Annotated in this window: 12 protein-coding genes and 1 tRNA gene; 3 read left to right on the forward strand and 10 right to left on the reverse strand. The window is 62.8% G+C overall.

Features of this window, described 5'->3' with window-relative positions:
• Window positions 1-12: 12 nt before the first annotated feature.
• The 4 genes from BSY16_RS12140 to BSY16_RS12155 all read right to left on the reverse strand — a co-directional run bounded on the left by BSY16_RS12140 (window position 13) and on the right by BSY16_RS12155 (window position 2,439).
• A complete protein-coding gene (locus BSY16_RS12140) occupies window positions 13-942 on the reverse strand; it encodes a DMT family transporter (protein WP_069059898.1) in 930 nt (309 codons plus the stop codon).
• On the reverse strand, window positions 939-1,514 hold the full coding sequence (locus tag BSY16_RS12145; protein ID WP_069059899.1) for a TetR/AcrR family transcriptional regulator: 576 nt from the start codon (window positions 1,512-1,514) through the stop codon (window positions 939-941). Before BSY16_RS12145 ends, BSY16_RS12140 begins: the two co-directional genes overlap by 4 nt.
• Window positions 1,515-1,764: 250 nt before the next feature.
• Window positions 1,765-1,841: transfer RNA gene (locus BSY16_RS12150), tRNA-His, on the reverse strand.
• A gap of 148 nt (window positions 1,842-1,989) precedes the next feature.
• On the reverse strand, window positions 1,990-2,439 hold the full coding sequence (locus BSY16_RS12155) for a phasin (protein WP_069059900.1): 450 nt from the start codon (window positions 2,437-2,439) through the stop codon (window positions 1,990-1,992).
• Window positions 2,440-2,682: 243 nt separating this feature from the next.
• Between BSY16_RS12155 and BSY16_RS12160 the strand changes: the two genes are divergently transcribed.
• Together BSY16_RS12160 and BSY16_RS12165 are read left to right on the forward strand one after the other, a co-directional pair.
• Entirely contained in the window at window positions 2,683-6,426 is a 3,744-nt protein-coding gene (locus BSY16_RS12160; protein WP_069059901.1) for an ATP-binding protein, read from the forward strand.
• 187 nt (window positions 6,427-6,613) lie between these two features.
• Complete coding sequence (locus BSY16_RS12165; protein ID WP_083242996.1) at window positions 6,614-8,191, forward strand: ABC transporter permease; 1,578 nt, start codon at window positions 6,614-6,616, stop codon at window positions 8,189-8,191.
• A gap of 248 nt (window positions 8,192-8,439) precedes the next feature.
• Here the strand turns inward: BSY16_RS12165 and BSY16_RS12170 are convergent, their stop codons facing one another.
• Window positions 8,440-10,392 carry an acetoacetate--CoA ligase gene (locus BSY16_RS12170; RefSeq protein ID WP_069059903.1) on the reverse strand — a complete coding sequence of 651 codons (1,953 nt, stop codon included), beginning with the start codon at window positions 10,390-10,392 and terminating at the stop codon, window positions 8,440-8,442.
• A gap of 183 nt (window positions 10,393-10,575) precedes the next feature.
• On the opposite strand from BSY16_RS12170, the gene BSY16_RS12175 reads away from it, so the two are divergent.
• Entirely contained in the window at window positions 10,576-12,420 is a 1,845-nt protein-coding gene (locus BSY16_RS12175) for an AsmA family protein (RefSeq protein WP_069059904.1), read from the forward strand.
• 14 nt (window positions 12,421-12,434) lie between these two features.
• Here the strand turns inward: BSY16_RS12175 and BSY16_RS12180 are convergent, their stop codons facing one another.
• The 5 genes from BSY16_RS12180 to BSY16_RS12200 form a co-directional block, all read right to left on the reverse strand.
• Window positions 12,435-13,253, reverse strand: coding sequence for an ABC transporter permease (locus tag BSY16_RS12180; RefSeq protein WP_069059905.1), 819 nt, complete (start codon window positions 13,251-13,253; stop codon window positions 12,435-12,437).
• A gap of 4 nt (window positions 13,254-13,257) precedes the next feature.
• Window positions 13,258-14,169, reverse strand: coding sequence for an ABC transporter permease subunit (locus BSY16_RS12185; protein WP_069059906.1), 912 nt, complete (start codon window positions 14,167-14,169; stop codon window positions 13,258-13,260).
• A 3-nt stretch (window positions 14,170-14,172) separates the two neighbouring features.
• Window positions 14,173-15,315, reverse strand: coding sequence for an ABC transporter ATP-binding protein (locus tag BSY16_RS12190; protein WP_069059907.1), 1,143 nt, complete (start codon window positions 15,313-15,315; stop codon window positions 14,173-14,175).
• Window positions 15,316-15,394: 79 nt separating this feature from the next.
• A complete protein-coding gene (locus BSY16_RS12195; protein ID WP_171902449.1) occupies window positions 15,395-16,504 on the reverse strand; it encodes a polyamine ABC transporter substrate-binding protein in 1,110 nt (369 codons plus the stop codon).
• 168 nt (window positions 16,505-16,672) lie between these two features.
• Complete coding sequence (locus BSY16_RS12200) at window positions 16,673-18,088, reverse strand: helix-turn-helix domain-containing protein (protein WP_069059909.1); 1,416 nt, start codon at window positions 18,086-18,088, stop codon at window positions 16,673-16,675.
• Window positions 18,089-18,176: the final 88 nt, after the last annotated feature.

Consider the following 18,176-nt stretch of genomic DNA (forward strand, 5'->3'; position numbering starts at 1 on the left):
GTTTACAACGCTTTAGGGATGAACCGGCGCCTGCGCCTTCGCGACGATGAGAATGCCGAAAAGCGAAACGACCAGCCCCACCGCCATCGCCCAGGATAGCGGCTCGCCGAACATCAGCCAGGCCCAGATCATCGTCACTGGCGGGCTGAGATACAGGATCGCGGTCACCCGTGCGGGCGAGGATTTTCTGAGTGCGAGGTAATAGAGGCTCCAGGCCGCGAAGGTTGCGATGAAGACCAGCCAGAGAATACCGCCGATGAAGCCGGCGTCGAGCACGGGCAGCACGGTGCCTTCGTGCCAGGCCAGCACGGAAAAGATCGCAGCAGCCGAGAGGCACTGGATGCACAGGCTCTGATAGACCGGCATCGCATTGACCCTACTGCGCTTTTGCAGCAGCGTCGCCAGCGCAAGCGCGAGCGTCCCGAGCACGGGAAGACCATAGGCCCACAGCGGCACGTCGCCCAGTTGCACCGACCAGCCGGAGGCGATGAGCACGCCGGCAAGGCCGATGAAGGAGCCGACCCACTGCCGCGCAGTCAAGGCCTGCCCCAGAATGGGCCAGGACAGGAACGCGACGGCGAGCGGCAGCATGTCCGTGATCAACGCCACGAGACCGGTCGGCACGCCGTAGGAGATCGCCAGCGCAAAACCCGAGAGGTAACCGGCCATGGCGAGCGCGCCGAGCAGCATCTGCAAGGCGATATCCGATCGCCGGATCTTCGGCCCCATCATGAGCGCAAAGGGCAACAGAACCAGTCCCGAGATGAGGCTGCGCCAGAGAAGGATGAGAAAGATCGGCGCGTGATCATTCGCAAATCGGACGCCGATGAATCCGGCGCTCCAGGTCACCACCAGCGCCGCTTCGAGAAGCACGAGGATGACAAGCGCCCAAAGTCGACTGGGCCGGCGAGCGGGCAGCACCGCAAGATCGGTGGTTGTCATAGCCGGTCCACGATCGCGATCGCGAGCTTGCGCGCCGCCTTCAGCCGTCCATCATGGCCATCGAGACCTGCACGCGCCATCGCCCCTTCGAGTACGAAGGAAAGATGCTCCGCCGTCTCGTCGATCGCAGCCCCACCGCCCGGATTCATTTCGCTCAGATATTGCCTGAAGAGTTGCTCGACCTCATCCTTCTGCACCGCAACCGTCGCACGGCCGGCATCCCCGACGGGAAGCTCGGCCGCCGCGTTGAGAAGCCCGCAGCCGCGAAAACCCCAGCCATAGGCGAGCTCCGCATGGTCGACATAAGAATCGAAGACGGCCAGAAGCCGATCCCGCGGCGTTTCGGCGTTCGCGAGGCGCTCGCGGTAGAGCACGTGCCACTCCTCAAGGCGCGCATCGAGATAGGCCTTCACCAGATCCGACTTGGAGGCGAAGTTGTTGTAGAGGCTCATTTTCGCGACGCCCGCATGGGCCGTGATCGTGTCGATCCCCGTCGCCCCGACCCCATCGCGATAAAACAGTTCCGCAGCCGATTTCAGCAATCGTTCCCGCGCCGGCACTCGTTCACCCATCACGCACCTCAATTCACTATGTAGACAGATCTACCTAATTCTTTGCATTGTCAAGGGAGGCGCGTCCAGCGGTGCGGGCACACGCCTGAAGCGGAAGCGTGATGAGACTTGGGGAGATACGACAGGCCGTCCGCGATATCGCAACCGCGACGTGAGTCGGCTCAGGTCTTATCGATGCAGGCGACGGGAGGAGAGTACTCCTCTCTCCCGATAAGTCTCTGTAGCATTTAGACTTATCAGGAGAGAGGAATGGTACGGTTGAGTGGGGTCGAACCACCGACCTCAGGTGCCACAAACCTGCGCTCTAACCAACTGAGCTACAACCGCACACGGGCGCGTCTGGCGCGCTTGGTGCGTCACATACGGGCAGCCGCACTATTTTTCAAGCGTTTTTTGCAAGAGCCCGTAAACGAAAATGGCCGGACGATTGCCCGGCCATTGTAACATGGCGCGTAAACCCGCGCTATGTGGCGCTTCAGACGGCCTTGAAGGACTTCATGGCCTTTTCAGCAGCCGACTTGCCCGGAGCCGAAACCTTTTCGGCAACCTTCTTGGAGGTTTCCTGCAGGGTCTTGGCCTGCTCGACGGCAACTTCGGCCTGCTTGCGCAGGAAGGCGGTCTGCAGTTCGAAAAGTTCGGAAACCGACTTTACGCCGAGCAGGGCTTCCAGGTGCGAAAGCGAATTTTCAGCATTGGTGCGAAGCGCGTCGATGGCCTTGAGGCCGAGTTCGACGGAGCCGGCCTGCGCGCTCTCAAGCGTCGCTTCGACGGTCTTGGTCGCGTCTTCGGCGGCTTCCTTCATCTTGGCATAGGCTTCCTTGGACTGCGCGGCCCCCTTTTCGGCGAAATCGCGGAAGCTTTCGGAAAGCTTGCTCGGGTCGATGGAAGCGATGGAGAATACGTCGTCGATCTTCTTGGTAGCCATTGTCTGCGCTCCTTGGTTTGGCCCTCTCTAGAGGCGCCATGTTTTTGGATGAGCTTTATATAGCCGATCTCATTTCGCATTGCAACAAAATTGTGCGCTGCACAATAAATCGTGGCACCGTTAACCCTTTCGCCTGAAAGCCCGGGGCTCCCCGGCCTCGCCGCTGGACCCTCCGCCTATGCACGGCTATTAATAAAGCGTTAATCGAAAACCGGGACGCCGGAGTCAGATACAGGCCTGAATATGTCCGCAAAGCAGTATCCCTTCATCGACGTCGCCGTCCACGAGCGGGTGCGCCTGCCGTTTTCCCGCGGCGAGGCCGTCGTGCTGTTTTCCAGGGATATGGCCCGGGTGCTCTGGTCGAACGGCCGGGGTGCGACCCTGTTCGGGCAGGACAATATCTACGATTTTCTCGATATCGGCCCGGACCGCGCGGATGTCGCCTACCGCCAGCTCGCGGCGACGGCCCGGCAGGTGCAGGCACCGGGCGAGCGACGCGGCTTCGTCATGCGCATCGGCAGCGGCTTTCGCAGCGTACCGGTAAATGCGGTCGTCGAGGGTGTCACCATCCGCCCCGGCGAAGAGGCGATCCTGTTCAGCGCACCCGTCGCCCTCGGCCGCCAGAGCCAAGAGGACGCCGCGGCCGCCATGCTTACCGGCTTCGACGACCCGGACACGCATATGGCTGTGCTCGACGGCGAGGGCACTGTCATCGCGGCATCGGAGGGCTTTGACCGGATTGCCGTCAGCCCGGAGACGCGCCGCGCCCTCGTCGATGCCGCCGGACGCAGCGCCGAGCATCTGGTCAAGCGCCCCATCGCCACCGGCCGCGGCCACCTGCCTGCCGCCATCGGCCGCATTTCCAGCGAACCAGCACTTCACTTGCTCTTTGCCGTCGAAACCATTCTCGGCCACCTCGATCCGGATGAGGACGAGGCACAGCCTACCGCCGCCATCGAGATTGCGGCAGAGGCCGAGCCGATCGATGCCATCGTCCCCTCCCCGGAGAGCGAGCCGCTGGTTGAAGAAGAACGGGCTGATCCGGTCGACCCTGTTTCCGACGAGCCAGTAATGGATTCGGCCGAAGAACCTGCGGCAGACGAATCCGTTGCCGAGGAGACCGCAGCCGAAGATACGGAACCTCTGCCGGAGGAGGTCGCGGAGCCGGTCCTGGACATGCAGCCGAAAAGCGAACGGCCGACCGCCGAGACGTCACAAGCGGCGCAGGAAGACCCCATCGCAGAATCTGTGGAAGATGCGAACGCCGCCGCAGTGGAAGAAGCTGCCACTGACGCCAGCGAGGCTGTCGAGGCTGTCGAGGCTGTCGAGGCTGTCGAGGCTGTCGAGGCTGTCGAGGCTGTCGAGGCTGTCGAGGCTGTCGAGGCTGTCGAGGCTGTCGAGGCAAAATCCGGTTTTACCTTCAATCCGCAAGGCCGGCCCATCCGTTTTGTCTGGAAGATCGATGCCGAGGGCCGGTTCAGCGAGATTTCGGAAGAATTCGCCGCCGCCGTCGGCCCAAAGGCCGCAACGATTTCCGGTGAACGCTTCACCGATGTCGCCGCCCGCTTCGATCTCGATCCGGAAGGCAAGATCGGCGACCTCCTGCGCCGCCGCGACACCTGGTCGGGCAAGACGATCCGCTGGCCTGTCGAAGGCACCAGCCTTGTCGTGCCGGTGGATCTCGCCGCCCTGCCGACCTATTCGCGCAACCGGGAATTCGACGGTTTCCGCGGCTTCGGCATCGTGCGCATCGCCGACGCGGTTGAGGATACTCACGCGCGGGGGCTGACGCTGGACCAGTCCGTCGCCGCAGCCGAGGCAGAGGTCGAAGAAACCCTCGCCGAGGAAACCGGTACTCTGCTGGAAAGCGCTGCGGACGAACTGGATGAAGATGCGGTAATCACCGCAGACGATGTTTCCGCACTGCCGGGTGAACCGGTTGTCGAAGCCGACGAAGCACGCCCGTCGGAAGGGGCCACGGAGACGGAAGACACCGCTCCGGCCGTAGAGGCGGACGATACGACAACTTCGGCGAGCGACGAACAGGACGCCTTCCGCGGCGAACGCCCGGCGCTGCGCCTTGTCGAAACCCCGACCCGCCGCCAGTCGGACAAGGTCGTGCAGCTCGAAACCCGGCGCAATCGCGGCGGTCTTTTCGATGGCCTGTCGACCGGAGAACAAGCGGCATTCCGTGAAATCGCCCGCCAACTCGGCGAGACCTTTGGCAAACGCAAGGCGGAAGACCTCCCGTCCGGCGATGTGCCGGAGACACGTGCAGACGAACAGACAGACGCTGCAACCAGAACCAGCGTCACCGAAGAGCAAGCCCGAAACGCGGAAGAGCCGATCGCGGCACCCGTGACTGGCGTTTCCGAGACGGAAATGCCGGGCCTCGAAGTCGGCCCGCATGCCGACGACCTCCTGCCGAACGACCATGCCGTCGAGCGCACCGGATTTGCCCCATCGCGCCGGCAGATGGACTACGGCCTCACCGCCGCAGTGGTCGACGCGTTGCCGGTTGCGCTGCTCGTGCATGTCGGCGAACGGCTTATCCATGCCAATCCGGAATTCTTCCGCCTGACCGGCTACAGCAACCTCGAAGACCTCGAAGCCTCAGGTGGCCTCGATATCCTCCTGGCCGGCCCGGACGCGGAAGACGGCGATGGCATGATGGCGTTGCGCCATGCCGACGGCGAAAGCACGAGCGCAGTGCGCGCCCGCCTCCAGTCGATCCGCTGGGAAGATGGCACGGCGCTGATGCTGGCGCTGACACCGGCGCAGGAAAAACCTGCCCTTTCGCTGGTCGAGACGGCACCGGTGCCGGCTCAAAGCGACGAGCGCTCGGCCGATCAGGCGGCAGCCTCCGCCCTTCGCGTCGAGGTCAGTGAGCTGCGTTCCATCCTCGAAACCGCGACGGACGGCGTCGTGGTCGTCGGCCATGACGGCGACATTCGTTCGATGAATCGCTCGGCGAGCGCCCTCTTCAACTATGACGAAGATGAGACGCGCGGCCGGCCGTTTGCCATGCTGTTCGCCCATGAAAGCCAGAAGGCGGTGCTCGATTATCTCGCTGGCCTCGCCGGCCATGGCGTTGCAAGCGTGCTGAATGATGGGCGCGAGGTCATCGGCCGTGAGGCCGGCGGCGGCTTCATCCCGCTGTTCATGACCATGGGCAGCCTCTCCTCGTCCTCCGGCTATTGCGCGGTCATCCGAGACATCACCCAGTGGAAGCGCACCGAAGAGGAACTGCGCAACGCCAAGCGGGCGGCCGAGACGGCAAACGCCCATAAGAGCGACTTTCTTGCGCGCGTCAGCCACGAAATCCGCACGCCGCTCAATGCCATCATCGGTTTTTCCGACATGATGGCGACGGAGCGCTTCGGGCCGATCGGCCATCCGCGCTACATCGAATATGCCAATGATATCGGCCGTTCCGGCCGCCATGTTCTCGATATCGTCAATGACCTGCTCGACATTTCCAAGATCGAGGCGGGCGAGATGGATCTGGAGTTCACCGCCGTCGGCCTCAACGAGACGATCGCGGAAGCCGTCTCGCTGGTCCAGCCACAGGCAAACGGGCAGCGCGTCATCATCCGCACCTCGCTGTCGAACAACGTGCCGCAGATCGTGGCCGACCTGCGCTCGATCAAGCAGATCGCCCTCAACATCCTGTCCAATGCCATTCGCTTCACGCCGGCCGGCGGACAGATCGTGGTTTCCACCGCCTACGAGGCGAACGGCAGCGTCGTGCTGCGCATCCGCGATACCGGCGTCGGCATGACGCGCAGCGAGTTGGAGCAGGCGATGAAGCCTTTCCGGCAGGTGACGACAGGGTCGCGCAAGCGCGGCGACGGAACCGGCCTTGGCCTGCCGCTCACCAAGGCGATGGTCGATGCCAATCGGGCGAATTTCTCAATCAGCTCCACGCCGAACGAGGGCACGCTTGTGGAAGTGATCTTTCCTTCGCCCCGTGTGTTGGCAGACTGAGCCGATTGTTCTAGACCGGCTGAAACGCCCTACGGTGCCCTGACCTTGCGCGGGGTTGCCGCATCGCCGAGGTAATGCCTTGCAGGTCTCGTCCGAAAGCGCACCGGTGCGCGTCCAGCGCCGTTTTGGTGCAGCCCGCCACCCGCTGCTGTCTGCCGCCGCCGTGCTGGCGGCTGTCATCGTGCTGATGCCGGCCATCGCCATCGTCGTGATCGCGGCAACGGGCGGCACCGATACCTGGCCGCATCTCCTCAGCAACGTCATACCGCGCGCCACGCTGCGCACACTCATTCTGCTGGCCGGCGTCGGCACGATCACGGCGATCGTCGGCGTCGTGACGGCCTGGCTGGTGGCGAGCTGCGACTTTCCCGGCCGCCGACTGCTCTCCGGCCTGCTCGTGCTGCCGCTCGCCATTCCCGCCTATCTCGGCGCCTATGCCTTTGCGGAATTCTTTTCCTTCACCGGGCCGGTGCAGACGGCCTACCGCGCGCTTTTCGGTTTCCAGACGAGCCGTGACTACTGGTTTCCGGAGGTGCGCACCACCGGCGGCGCCATGCTGGTCCTGTCCAGCGTGCTCTATCCCTATATCTACCTCGCCGCCCGCTCGATGTTCCTGATGCAGGGCCGGGCGGCGGCGGATGTGGCGCGCACGCTGGGTGCCGGACCGCTGAAGGTCTTCGCAAGAATCCAGATCCCCATGGCGCGGCCGGCGATCATGGTGGGATTGACGCTCGTCGCCATGGAAACGCTGAACGATATCGGCGCGGTCGAATATCTCGGCGTGCAGACGCTGACCTTCTCGATTTTCGATACCTGGCTCAACCGCGGCAGCCTGGCCGGTGCAGCACAGATCGCCTGCGTCATGCTGCTTTTCGTCATCTGCCTGATGGTGATCGAGCGCGCCGCGCGCCACCGGCAGCGTTTCACCAGCCAGAAGACGACAGCGGCGGTGCACGATTCCATACGCCTCAAGCTTGGCGGCTGGAAGAAATGGGCCGCAAGTGTCGCCTGCCTGCTGCCGCCCGTCATCGGCTTTGCCGTTCCCGTTTTCGTGCTCGGCGGCTATGCCGTGCGCCGGCTGGATCAGTTCGCCTCGACGCGGCTGCTTTCCGCGCTCTGGCAAAGCCTGCTCGTCTCGGGCTCGACGGCCCTTGCCGCGGTGCTGCTCGCCTTCCTGCTTGCCTATGCTGCCCGCTCGACGCGCTCCCGGCTGATCGCTGCCGCCGGGCGCTTCGCATCCTTCGGCTACGGCGTTCCGGGCACGGTGCTGGCCATGGGGGTGCTCATTCCCCTCGCCACGTTCGACAATGCGTTCGATGGCTTTTTGCGCGCACATGTCGGCATCTCGACTGGCCTGCTGCTTTCCGGCACCGGCTTCGCCATCATCTATGCCTGCACGGTCCGTTTCCTGACGATGGCGGAGGGCACGATCGATGCGGGCTTCCACAAGCTCTCGCCGCATCTCGACATGGCTGCCCGCACCCTGGGGCGCACCAGCGGACAAACGCTCTGGAGCGTGCTGCTGCCGATGATGCGGCCGGCGACGCTGACGGCCGCTCTCCTCGTCTTCATCGAGACGATGAAGGAGCTGTCGGCGACGATCATGCTGCGGCCGTTCAATTTCAACACGCTCGCCACCCTCGTCTACGAGGACGCTTCCCGGGCGAAGGTGGAGGATGCGGGTGTGCCCGCCATCATCATCGTGGCGGTCGGGCTTATTCCCGTCTTCCTCGTCTCGCGCTCCCTCGAGCGGAAGAACGATTAAAAAAAGAGGGCGGCAAAAGCCGCCCCGATAGGTGAATGCTGTCCAACAAAAGCGAAGGTGAACGGCTTCATGCCATCGGGTCGGGTGCGACCGGAAGCCCTCCATCGGGCGTGCTCAAGTTGATACGACTTTGCCCCGTTCCGACTTAACAAAACCTTACCCGACCGGTTTCGGCACAAACCTTTTGTTCACAACTTCGCGAGCTTGGTTAATGCAGTCGGTTAGAGAGACGTTAACGCCGGTGGCGTTCACGATTTCAGCGCCTCCAGATCGGCGAAGAGGTCCAGCGCCTCGGGATTGGCGAGCGCCTCCTTATTCTTTACCGGTCGGCCGTGCACGACCTCACGCACCGCAAGCTCGACGATCTTGCCGGATTTGGTACGGGGTATATCCGCGACCTGGATGATCTTGGCCGGCACATGGCGCGGCGAGGCGCCGGTGCGGATTTTGGTCTTGATCGCCTTTTCCAGCGCCGCGTCCAGCACCGTGCCGGGCGCAAGGCGCACGAAGAGCACGACACGCACATCGTCGTCCCAATCCTGGCCGATGCAGAGGGCCTCAAGGACCTCGTCCAGCTGTTCGACCTGGTTGTAGATTTCCGCCGTGCCGATGCGCACGCCGCCGGGATTCAGGGTTGCATCCGAGCGGCCGTGAATGATGATGCCGTCATGGCTCGTCCATTCGGCAAAATCGCCATGGCACCAGATATTGTCGAAGCGCTCGAAATAGGCGGCGCGATATTTTTCGCCGTCCGGGTCGTTCCAGAACATGACCGGCATGGAAGGGAAGGCCCTGGTGCAGACGAGTTCCCCCTTTTCACCACGCACGGTGTGGCCGTCCTCATCCCAGACGTCCATCGCAAGGCCAAGGCCCGGCCCCTGGATTTCGCCACGCCAGACCGGCCGGAGCGGAATGCCAAGCACGAAGCAGGAGACGATGTCCGTGCCACCGGAGATGGAAGCGAGCTGCACGTCCGGCTTGATGCCCTCATAGACGAAGGTGAAGCCCTCGGGCGAGAGCGGCGAGCCTGTCGAGGTAAGCAGGCGCAGGCTGGAGAGGTCGTGCGTCGTGTGCGGCGTGAAGCCGCCCTTGCGCACGGCGTCGATATATTTGGCCGACGTGCCGAAGACCGCGAATTTTTCGGCCTGCGCGTAGTCGAACAGCACATTGCCGTCGGGATGGAACGGAGACCCATCGAACAGGCAGAGCGTGGCGCCGACCGCAAGACCGGAGACCAGCCAGTTCCACATCATCCAGCCGCAGGTGGTGAAATAGAACAGCCGATCACCCTCGACGAGCCCGCAATGCAGGCGGTGTTCCTTCAGGTGCTGCAGCAGTGTGCCGCCGGCCGAATGCACGATGCATTTCGGCACGCCGGTCGTGCCGGAGGAGAACAGGATATAGAGCGGATGACGGAAGGGGAGCTGCGCGAAGGTCAGTGGCTTCGCCTCGTACGGCGCCGTCAGCGCTTCGAGCGAGCGGCCATCGGCAAGCGACGCGGCAAGCGCTTCGGCATCGCCGGCATAATGCACCACAAGAACCGGCACACCGAGCTTGCCGGCCACCGCCTGCACCTTGGCGGACACGTCCTGGAGCTTGCCGGCATACCAGTAGGCATCGCAGGTGATAAAGAGCTTGGGCTCGATCTGGCCGAAGCGGTCAAGCACGCCCTGCTCGCCGAAATCGGGCGAACAGGAGGACCAGATAGCCCCCAGCGAGGCGGTGGCGAGCATGCAGGCGATGGTCTCCGGCATGTTCGGCATCATCGCGGCAACGCGGTCGCCCTCGCCTATGCCGAGTGCTGCAAAGGCCTGCTGCAGCTTCGAGACGCGGCCGCGGAGCTCGTCCCAGGACCAGCGATAGGAGACCTTGTCTTCGCCGCGGAAAACGATCGCATCGCCAGGGCCGGTCGCTTTCAGGAGGTTCTCGGCAAAATTCAGCTGGCCGTCGGGGAAGAAGCGCGCTTCCAGCATGCGGTCGCCGTTTTCGAGCGCCACATTCCCCTTTGCGCCGATGACGCCACACTCGTCCCAGACCGCAGTCCAGAAGGCAGCGCGATCTTCCACCGACCAGGCGTGAAGATCGTCAAAGGTTCTGAAGTCGCGTCCGGCGGCCTGGCCGGCGGTCTTCATGAATTGGGCCATCGGGCTTTTTGTCAGGATTTCGGCCGAAGGTTCCCACAGGGGCTTTTCTGACGTCATGCTGTCCTCCACTCCATCGCACTTCGTATAGCATGTTGCGCCGCAGTATAAAGCGGCGAACGCCGGTTCGCGCCGTTGCCGACCGCAATTCCGCCATGGCACCATTTGATTTCTTGGTCCCAAGCGCCTATCCCCGTTCGCCTGTCGAAATGTGAACGCTGCCGGCCAAGGACCTGCATCCGAATGATCCTTTCCCGTTTTTTCCAATCACGGCATCTGGTGCTGGGCTTCCTTGCGATCGTCGTCCTCGTCGCGGCGGTGCGCGTCGGTTTTCCCTTCCTCGTCCAGACGGATACGGTGCGCCGGGAAATCGGGGAGACGCTGGAAGCCTGGACGGGTGCCGATGTCGAGATCGGGCGCGAGGCGGAGTTTTCCTTCTGGCCCTATCCGCAGGTGACGATCGGCAACGTGCGCGTCATCGATCCGCAGGCGCAAGCCGGCAACCGGGAGCTCGCCTCCATCGAGAGCCTTTCGGCAAGCTTCGACCTCTTCGGCGCGGTGCGCGGCAAGCCGGTCTTCGGCGATTTCGATCTCGTGCGCCCGACGATCCACGTCGGCTGGAAAGCCGACGGCACGTTCAACTGGCGCCACAGCGGCTGGCTGATGCAGGCGATCGATGCTACCGCCGCGGTGGCCGAGGGGCAGGCGACACCCGAACTGCCCGCAGAACGCATCGGCACGATCAACGTGACCGACGGCACGATCGAGGTGCAGCACGAAAACGGCAGCGCGCCGTTCCGGATTTCCGACATCAATGGCGATATCGACTGGGCAGCCCTCCGGCGGCCGCTCGACCTCACGCTGTCCGGCATCATCAATGGCGAAATGACGCGCTGGACCTTCTATTGCGACCAGCCGCTGGCGCTCCTTGCCGGGCGCAATGCCACGGTGCGTACCAATCTGTCCGCCGATCCGACCACCGTGAATTTCGAAGGCCTCGCCAACCTTTCCAGGAACGCCTTCGTCTCCGGCAACCTGTTGCTCTCCACGCCATCGCTCGGCCACCTGCTGGCCTGGCAGGGCAAGGAGATCCCCTCGGTCGGCAGCATGGGCCAGGTGACGGTAGAGGCGAAAGTGGCGACGGCTGGGTATTCGGCAAAGCTCGAACAGCTCAAGCTGACACTTGCCAACGCGCAGGCAACCGGCGTGCTCGACATCAACATGCCGCCCGATGGCGTGCCGCAGCTGGGCGGCACCCTCGCCTTCGATCACATCGACCTGCGCGCCGTCCTGACCGCCTTCGCACCGGGTGCCGAGCAGAATACCGCAAGCATCGACACCGCCTTCGTTCACCAGTTCGGCATGGACCTCAGGCTATCGGCCAAGACGGCGGATTTTGCGCCCTTCTCCCTGCAGGACCTTGCGGCCGGCATGCGCATCGAAAACGGCCGCGCCTCCTTCGATGTCGGCGACAGCACATTGATGGGCGGGCGTGCGACAGGGCGGATCTCGCTTTCCGAACAGGGCATCCGTGGCGGTGGCCGCTTGCAGATGTCGCTCGGCGATGTGGATATCGGCGCGATCGTCAGTACGCTCGCCTTGCCGGGACCGTTGCCGTCAGGGCGTGGTTCTGCGGATTTCGAGCTTTCGACGGAACGGCCGCTCTGGGCGACGACGCTCTCGGATGTGTCCGGCCAGTTCCGCCTGCGCATGGGCGCTGGCACGCTCAACCATTTCAACCGGCAGGCCTTCGAGGAACGCGCGGGGCAAAATGCCTTCTTCAACTTCTCCGAAGCGGCGGACGGATCGTTCGATTTTGTGCGGGCTGATGTCGAGGCCAAGCTCGATCGCGGTCTTGCGGAACTGACGAAAGCGGAGATCGAGGGCAATGAGAAGATCCTGGCGCTCTCGGGCATGATCCCCTATCGCAGCGGCAGCGTGGCGCTGGCCGGCTCGCTCGCCGACCGGCCGCAGGCGGATGCGACCGCCGTCGTCAATCCGACGATCAGCTTCTTCGTCGGCGGCTCCTGGCCGGAACCGGTGATCTCGCCGATTTCCATCCTGACGGGGCAGCAGCCCCGCCAGTAATTCTTTGACAGATATCAGCGGCCGGCGAAGGCCGCCTGCTCGTCCCTGACGCGCTGCACTTCGCGCCGCTTCGTCATGATCGAAGCGATGATGACGCCGATGGCGACGAAGCCGATGAGCAGCGTGCAGGCCGCGTTGATCTCCGGCGTCACACCGAGGCGCACCTGGCTGTAGATCTTCATGGGCAGCGTCGTGGCACCGGGGCCGGACGTGAAGCTCGAGATGACGAGGTCGTCGAGCGACAGCGTCAGCGCCAGCATCCAGCCCGACAGCACGGCCGGCGCGATAATCGGCAGCGTCACCTCGAGGAAGGTCTTCACCGGCGTAGCACCGAGATCCATCGCCGCCTCCTCGACCGAGCGATCGAAGGAGAGCAGGCGCGACTGCACCACGACCGTCACGAAACACATCGAGAAGGTGATATGCGCGAGCGTCACCGTCACGAAGCCGCGGTCGAAGCCGATGGCGACGAAGAGCAGCAGCAGCGACAGGCCGGTGATCACTTCCGGCATGACGAGTGGCGCATAGACCATGCCGGAGAACAGCAGACGACCACGAAAGCGCGTGTAGCGGGTGAGCGCCAGCGCCGCCATGGTGCCAAGGGCCGTCGCGATGGTGGCGGAGAGCAACGCCACGCGGATGGTCACCCAGGCCGCATCCATGAGGCCCTGGTTATGGAAGAGCGCGACATACCACTTTGTCGAGAAACCACCCCAGACCGTCACGAGCTTCGATTCGTTGAACGAGAAGACGACCAGCAGCACGATCGGCAGGTAGAGGAAGGCAAAGCCCAGAACGACGGAAACGATGTTGAAACGGGACCAGCTGTTCATGGTTCTACCTCCCCTGCTCTTCGGCCTTGGCCTGCGCATTCTGGAAGAACACGATGGGCACGACCAGAATGAGGAGCAGGATGGTGGCAACGGCGGCCGAGACCGGCCAGTCACGGTTTGCGTTGAATTCGTTCCACAGCGTCTTGCCGATCATCAGCGTCTGTGACCCGCCGAGCAGGTCGGGGATGACGAACTCGCCGACGGCCGGGATGAAGACGAGCATGCAGCCCGCAACGACACCGGGAATGGAGAGCGGGAAGGTTATCTTCCAGAACGCCGAGATCTGCGGGCAGCCGAGATCCTGCGCGGCCTCGATCAGCGTGTTGTCCATCTTTTCCAGGGCGGAATAGAGCGGCAACACCATGAAGGGCAGGTAGGAATAGACGATACCGATATAGATCGCCCAGTTGGTGCCGAGAATGATCAGCGGCTGGTCGATGACGCCGATGCTCAGCAGGAACTGGTTGAGCAGGCCTTCCGGTTTCAGGATCGCAATCCAAGCATAGACGCGGATCAGGAAGCTCGTCCAGAACGGCAGGATGACGAGCATCAACAGCGTCGGGCGCAAGGTGCGCGGCGCCTGTGCCATGCCGTAGGCGATGGGGTAGCCGATGAGCAGCGTGATGAGGGTCGAGACACCCGCGATCCACAGGCTCGACAGATAGGCGTTCATATAGAGCGCATCTTCGGTCAGCCAGACGTAGTTTGCGAAACTGAACTGCCCGATCTTGCCGAAGAAGCCGGAAAGACCGTCCGCCAGCGCGAAGACCGGCTCATACGGTGGCTGGGCGATCGCGGTGGTCGAGAGCGAGATGCGGAAGACGATGAAGAATGGAATGAGGAAGAAGAACAGCAGCCACGCATAGGGAAGGATAATGACAAGGCGGCTGAAGATGGCGGAGCCGAGCTTGTTCATCGGTCAATCCTTCAAGACGACGCCGGCGGTTTCGCCGAAGGAGACCCAGACCTTCTCGTCATAGGCGATCGGATCCTCAACCTCGCGCTGAGCATTCAGCATGGAGGCCTTCACCACCTTGCCGCTGCCGAGCTTGACATAGAAGACCGTCATGTCGCCGAGATAGCCGATGTCCCAGATCTCGCCCTGGGCCGCATTCACGGAAGCGTCGGCCGGGGCTGTCCGCGTGACCTTCATCTTTTCCGGCCGGATGGCAAAGCCTGCGGCACTGCCCGTCGTCGGACCGTTCGCCGTTGCGGTGCGGATGGTGAAGCCCTCGTTGACGGCAAGCTCGACCTTGCCGTTGCCGTTGGCAGAGACCTTGCCGTCGAGGATGTTGACGTCGCCGATGAAGTCCGCGACGAAGCGGGAATTCGGCGCCTCGTAGATTTCCGCCGGCGTCGCCACCTGAACGACCTTGCCGTGGCTCATCACCGCGATACGGTCGGCCATGGTCATCGCCTCCTCCTGGTCGTGTGTCACGACGACGAAGGTGAGGCCGAGTTCCTGCTGCAAATCCATCAGCTCGAACTGGGTTTCCTCACGCAGCTTCTTGTCGAGCGCGCCAAGCGGCTCGTCGAGCAGCAGCACCTTGGGGCGCTTGGCAAGCGAGCGGGCGAGCGCCACGCGCTGGCGCTGGCCGCCGGAAAGCTGATGCGGCTTGCGCTTGGCGAACTGCTCGAGTTTCACGAGCTTCAGCATCTGCGTGACGCGTTCGGCAATCTCGTTCTTCGGCATGCCGTCCTGGCGCAGGCCGAAGCCGATATTGCTTTCCACCGTCATGTGCGGGAAGAGCGCGTAGGATTGGAACATCATGTTGACCGGCCGCTTGTAGGGCGGAATGCCGGCAATGTCCTGGCCGTCGAGGATGATTTCGCCCGACGTCGGCCGCTCGAAGCCGGCGAGCATGCGCAGAAGCGTGGACTTGCCGCAGCCGGAGGCACCGAGGAGCGCAAAGAACTCGCGGTGATAGATGTTGAGGGTGAGATCATCGACGGCAGTGAAATCGCCGAACCTCTTCGTGACATTGCGGAACGTGATGTATGGTTTTGCGTCCGGATCCGTCCACGGCGCGAAGGAACGACGGATATTGCCGAGAGATTTCATTGCCTGTCCCCATCTCTTTTATTGGCAGTCAAAATGAAATTGCCCGGAAGCATCTTCCGGGCAATTCATCCTAGACCGGTTATTGGCCGGTCACGATTTTGGTCCACGCCCGTGTGAACAGGCGCTGCGTTTTGGCATCCAGCGTGGTGTTGGTGAAGAGCTTCGCCAGCGTCGCCTCATCCGGATAGATCGTCGTGTCCTTGATGATCTCTTCCGGCATGACGGCCTGAGCAGCCTTGTTGCCGTTGGCGTAGTGGATGTAGGTCGATGCCTTGGCGATGACTTCCGGGCGCATGATGTAGTCGAGGAAGGCGTGGGCCTCGTCGACATGCGGTGCATCAGCAGGGATCGCCATCTGGTCGAACCACATCTGCGTGCCTTCCTTCGGAATCACGTAGCCGACCTCGACGCCGTTCTTGGCTTCTTCGGCACGGTCGCGGCCCTGGAAGATATCACCAGACCAGCCGACGGCGATGCAGATGTCGCCGTTCGCGAGGCCGTTGATGAACTCGGAGGAGTGGAACTTGCGCACGAAGGGGCGGATCTTCTGGAGCGCTTCCTCGGCCTTGGCGAGATCGGCCGGGTCATGGCTGTCCGGGTTCAGGCCCAGATAGGCGAGCGTGACCGGGATGATATCGGTCGGCGAATCAAGCAGGTTGATGCCGCAATCCTTGAGCTTTTCGGCGTTTGCCGGATCGAAGATGACGTTCCAGCTGTCGATCGTGTCCGTGCCGAGGGCTTCCTTGATCTTGGCCTTGTTGTAGCCGATGCCGATCGTGCCCCACATGTAGTTGATCGAATATTCGTTGCCGGGGTCGAACGGCTGCATGCGGGTTGCAACCATGTCCCACATGTTCTTGAGGTTCGGCAGCTTCGACTTGTCGAGCTTCTGGTAGACGCCGGCCGAAATCTGGCGCTGCAGGAAGGTGTTGGTCGGCACCACGACGTCGTAGCCTGTGCCGCCGGCGAGAAGCTTCGTTTCAAGAATCTCGTTCGAATCATAGACGTCGTAGACGACCTTGATGCCGGTTTCCTTGGTGAAATCGTCAATAATCGAGGAGTCGATATAATCCGACCAGTTGTAGACGTTAACGACTTTTTCCTGCGCCAGCGCACCGCCGGCACCAAACAGCGCGACAACGGCGGCAGTCGCTAAAAGAGTACGCCTTATCATTGATTTATCTCCCAGTTTTTTCGCGGGCCTATAAGTTCGTATGAAGAACAGTCACCGATTATGGATGTTTTTCGAGAGGCGACAAGCTGCATTCTACTCAAACAAAGGCTGAATTTTGATATCACATTGTTCCCATTCCTATCATATTTGAAGCCCTATCGGCGAAGGAAAGCAAGTAGAAATTTACTGGAAGTCGAAAAGGCTAAGGCCCGCGACCATTTCATCAAGCCCCACCGGCCGTGTGACTGGCGGTTCGGCACGGGCGAGACAGCCCTGACGCTCGCATAGCCGACAGGCCGTACCGACCGCGACGGCACCGTCCCGCCGCACCGCTTCGGCATAGACCGTCTCCTCCGCATGGGCCGCGTCGCAGCCGAGAAGAAGTGCGGTACGGCGCACCCGCTCAGCAAAGGCGCCCTGCGGTCCTTCCAGCGTCCGCGACACCGTCAGGAAGGCGCCGCCGTCCGGCATCTCGACGCGATCGACGAGGATCTGGCCCGGCTGGGAAAAGGCGGAATGCACGCCGAGCTTCGGACAGCCACCGCCGAAGCGGGCCTGCGGAAACCCTTGCGCGCCGGCGCGGCGAAACCGATGGCCGGCATTGTCGATCTCCAGCATGAAGAAGGGCACACCCGCCTTGCCGGGCCTTTGCAGCATGGTGAACCGGTTCGCCGCCTGCTCATAGGAGACGCCGAAACGCGACCGCAGCACGTCGACATCATAACGGGCACGCTGCGCCGCCGTATGAAAGGCCTCGTAGGGCATCATCAGCGCATGCGCGGCGTAGCGCGCCAGCTCGAAGCGGGCGATGCGCTTGGCCTCCGCTGTCGAGAAGGCGAGAAGATTGAGTTCGGCGAAAATCTCGTCCTGCAGGGCGAGCTGCACGGTCTCCATGGCGATCTCGCGCATCTGGTCGAAGGGCGACAGGCGCTCCGACAGGAAGAGGCGCATGGAGTGCCGGTCGAAGCGGCGGCGCAGGTTCGGCATGGTGTGGACCGGCAGCAGGCGCACCACGACGCCGTGCTCCTTGCGCAGCCACCCCTTCAACGCCGATGCCAGATCGTCGCCCGGCGCAAGGGCAGCATGAAACCGCTCGGCCGCCTCGTCGATCGCGCCGAAATAGTTGGGGCGCCCCTCCAGCTTGTCACGCACCTCGTCCATCGGCAGCAGAGTGCCGGACAGCGTCGTCGCATGGCCTTCGCGGGCAAGCAGGTCGGCGAGATCGGTGAGGCGCGCGGCCTGCTCGCGATAGGCGCGGTAGAGTTTTAAAATGCCGCTCGCAACATTCGGCGCAGCGTCGGCGATTTCCACCAGCTCATGATCGCCCGGCAGCTCGCCGGCGAGCAGCGGATCGGCAAAGACCTCGCGCAGCTGGCGGGCATTCCCGGCGCTTTCGCCTTGAAGCTCGTCGAGGTCCACCCTGTAGACGGAGGCAAGCCGCAGCAGCAGCTGCACCGTCAGCGGTCGCTGGTTGCGTTCGATGAGGTTGAGATAGGACGGCGAGATCGACAAGCCCTCGGCCATGGCCGTCTGGGTCAGGCCGAGCGTGTTGCGGATGCGCCGGACTTTCGGGCCGGCAAAAATCTTGTTCTCCGCCATATGTCAAATCCTTTACACCGGCGAACCACCGAGAGAATTTACAAGATTTACTTTTTTACAGATCCTCCTTGTCAAAGACAAGACATCG

Origin of the sequence: Sinorhizobium sp. RAC02 (assembly GCF_001713395.1) — a bacterium.
Taxonomy (GTDB): Bacteria; Pseudomonadota; Alphaproteobacteria; order Rhizobiales; family Rhizobiaceae; genus Shinella.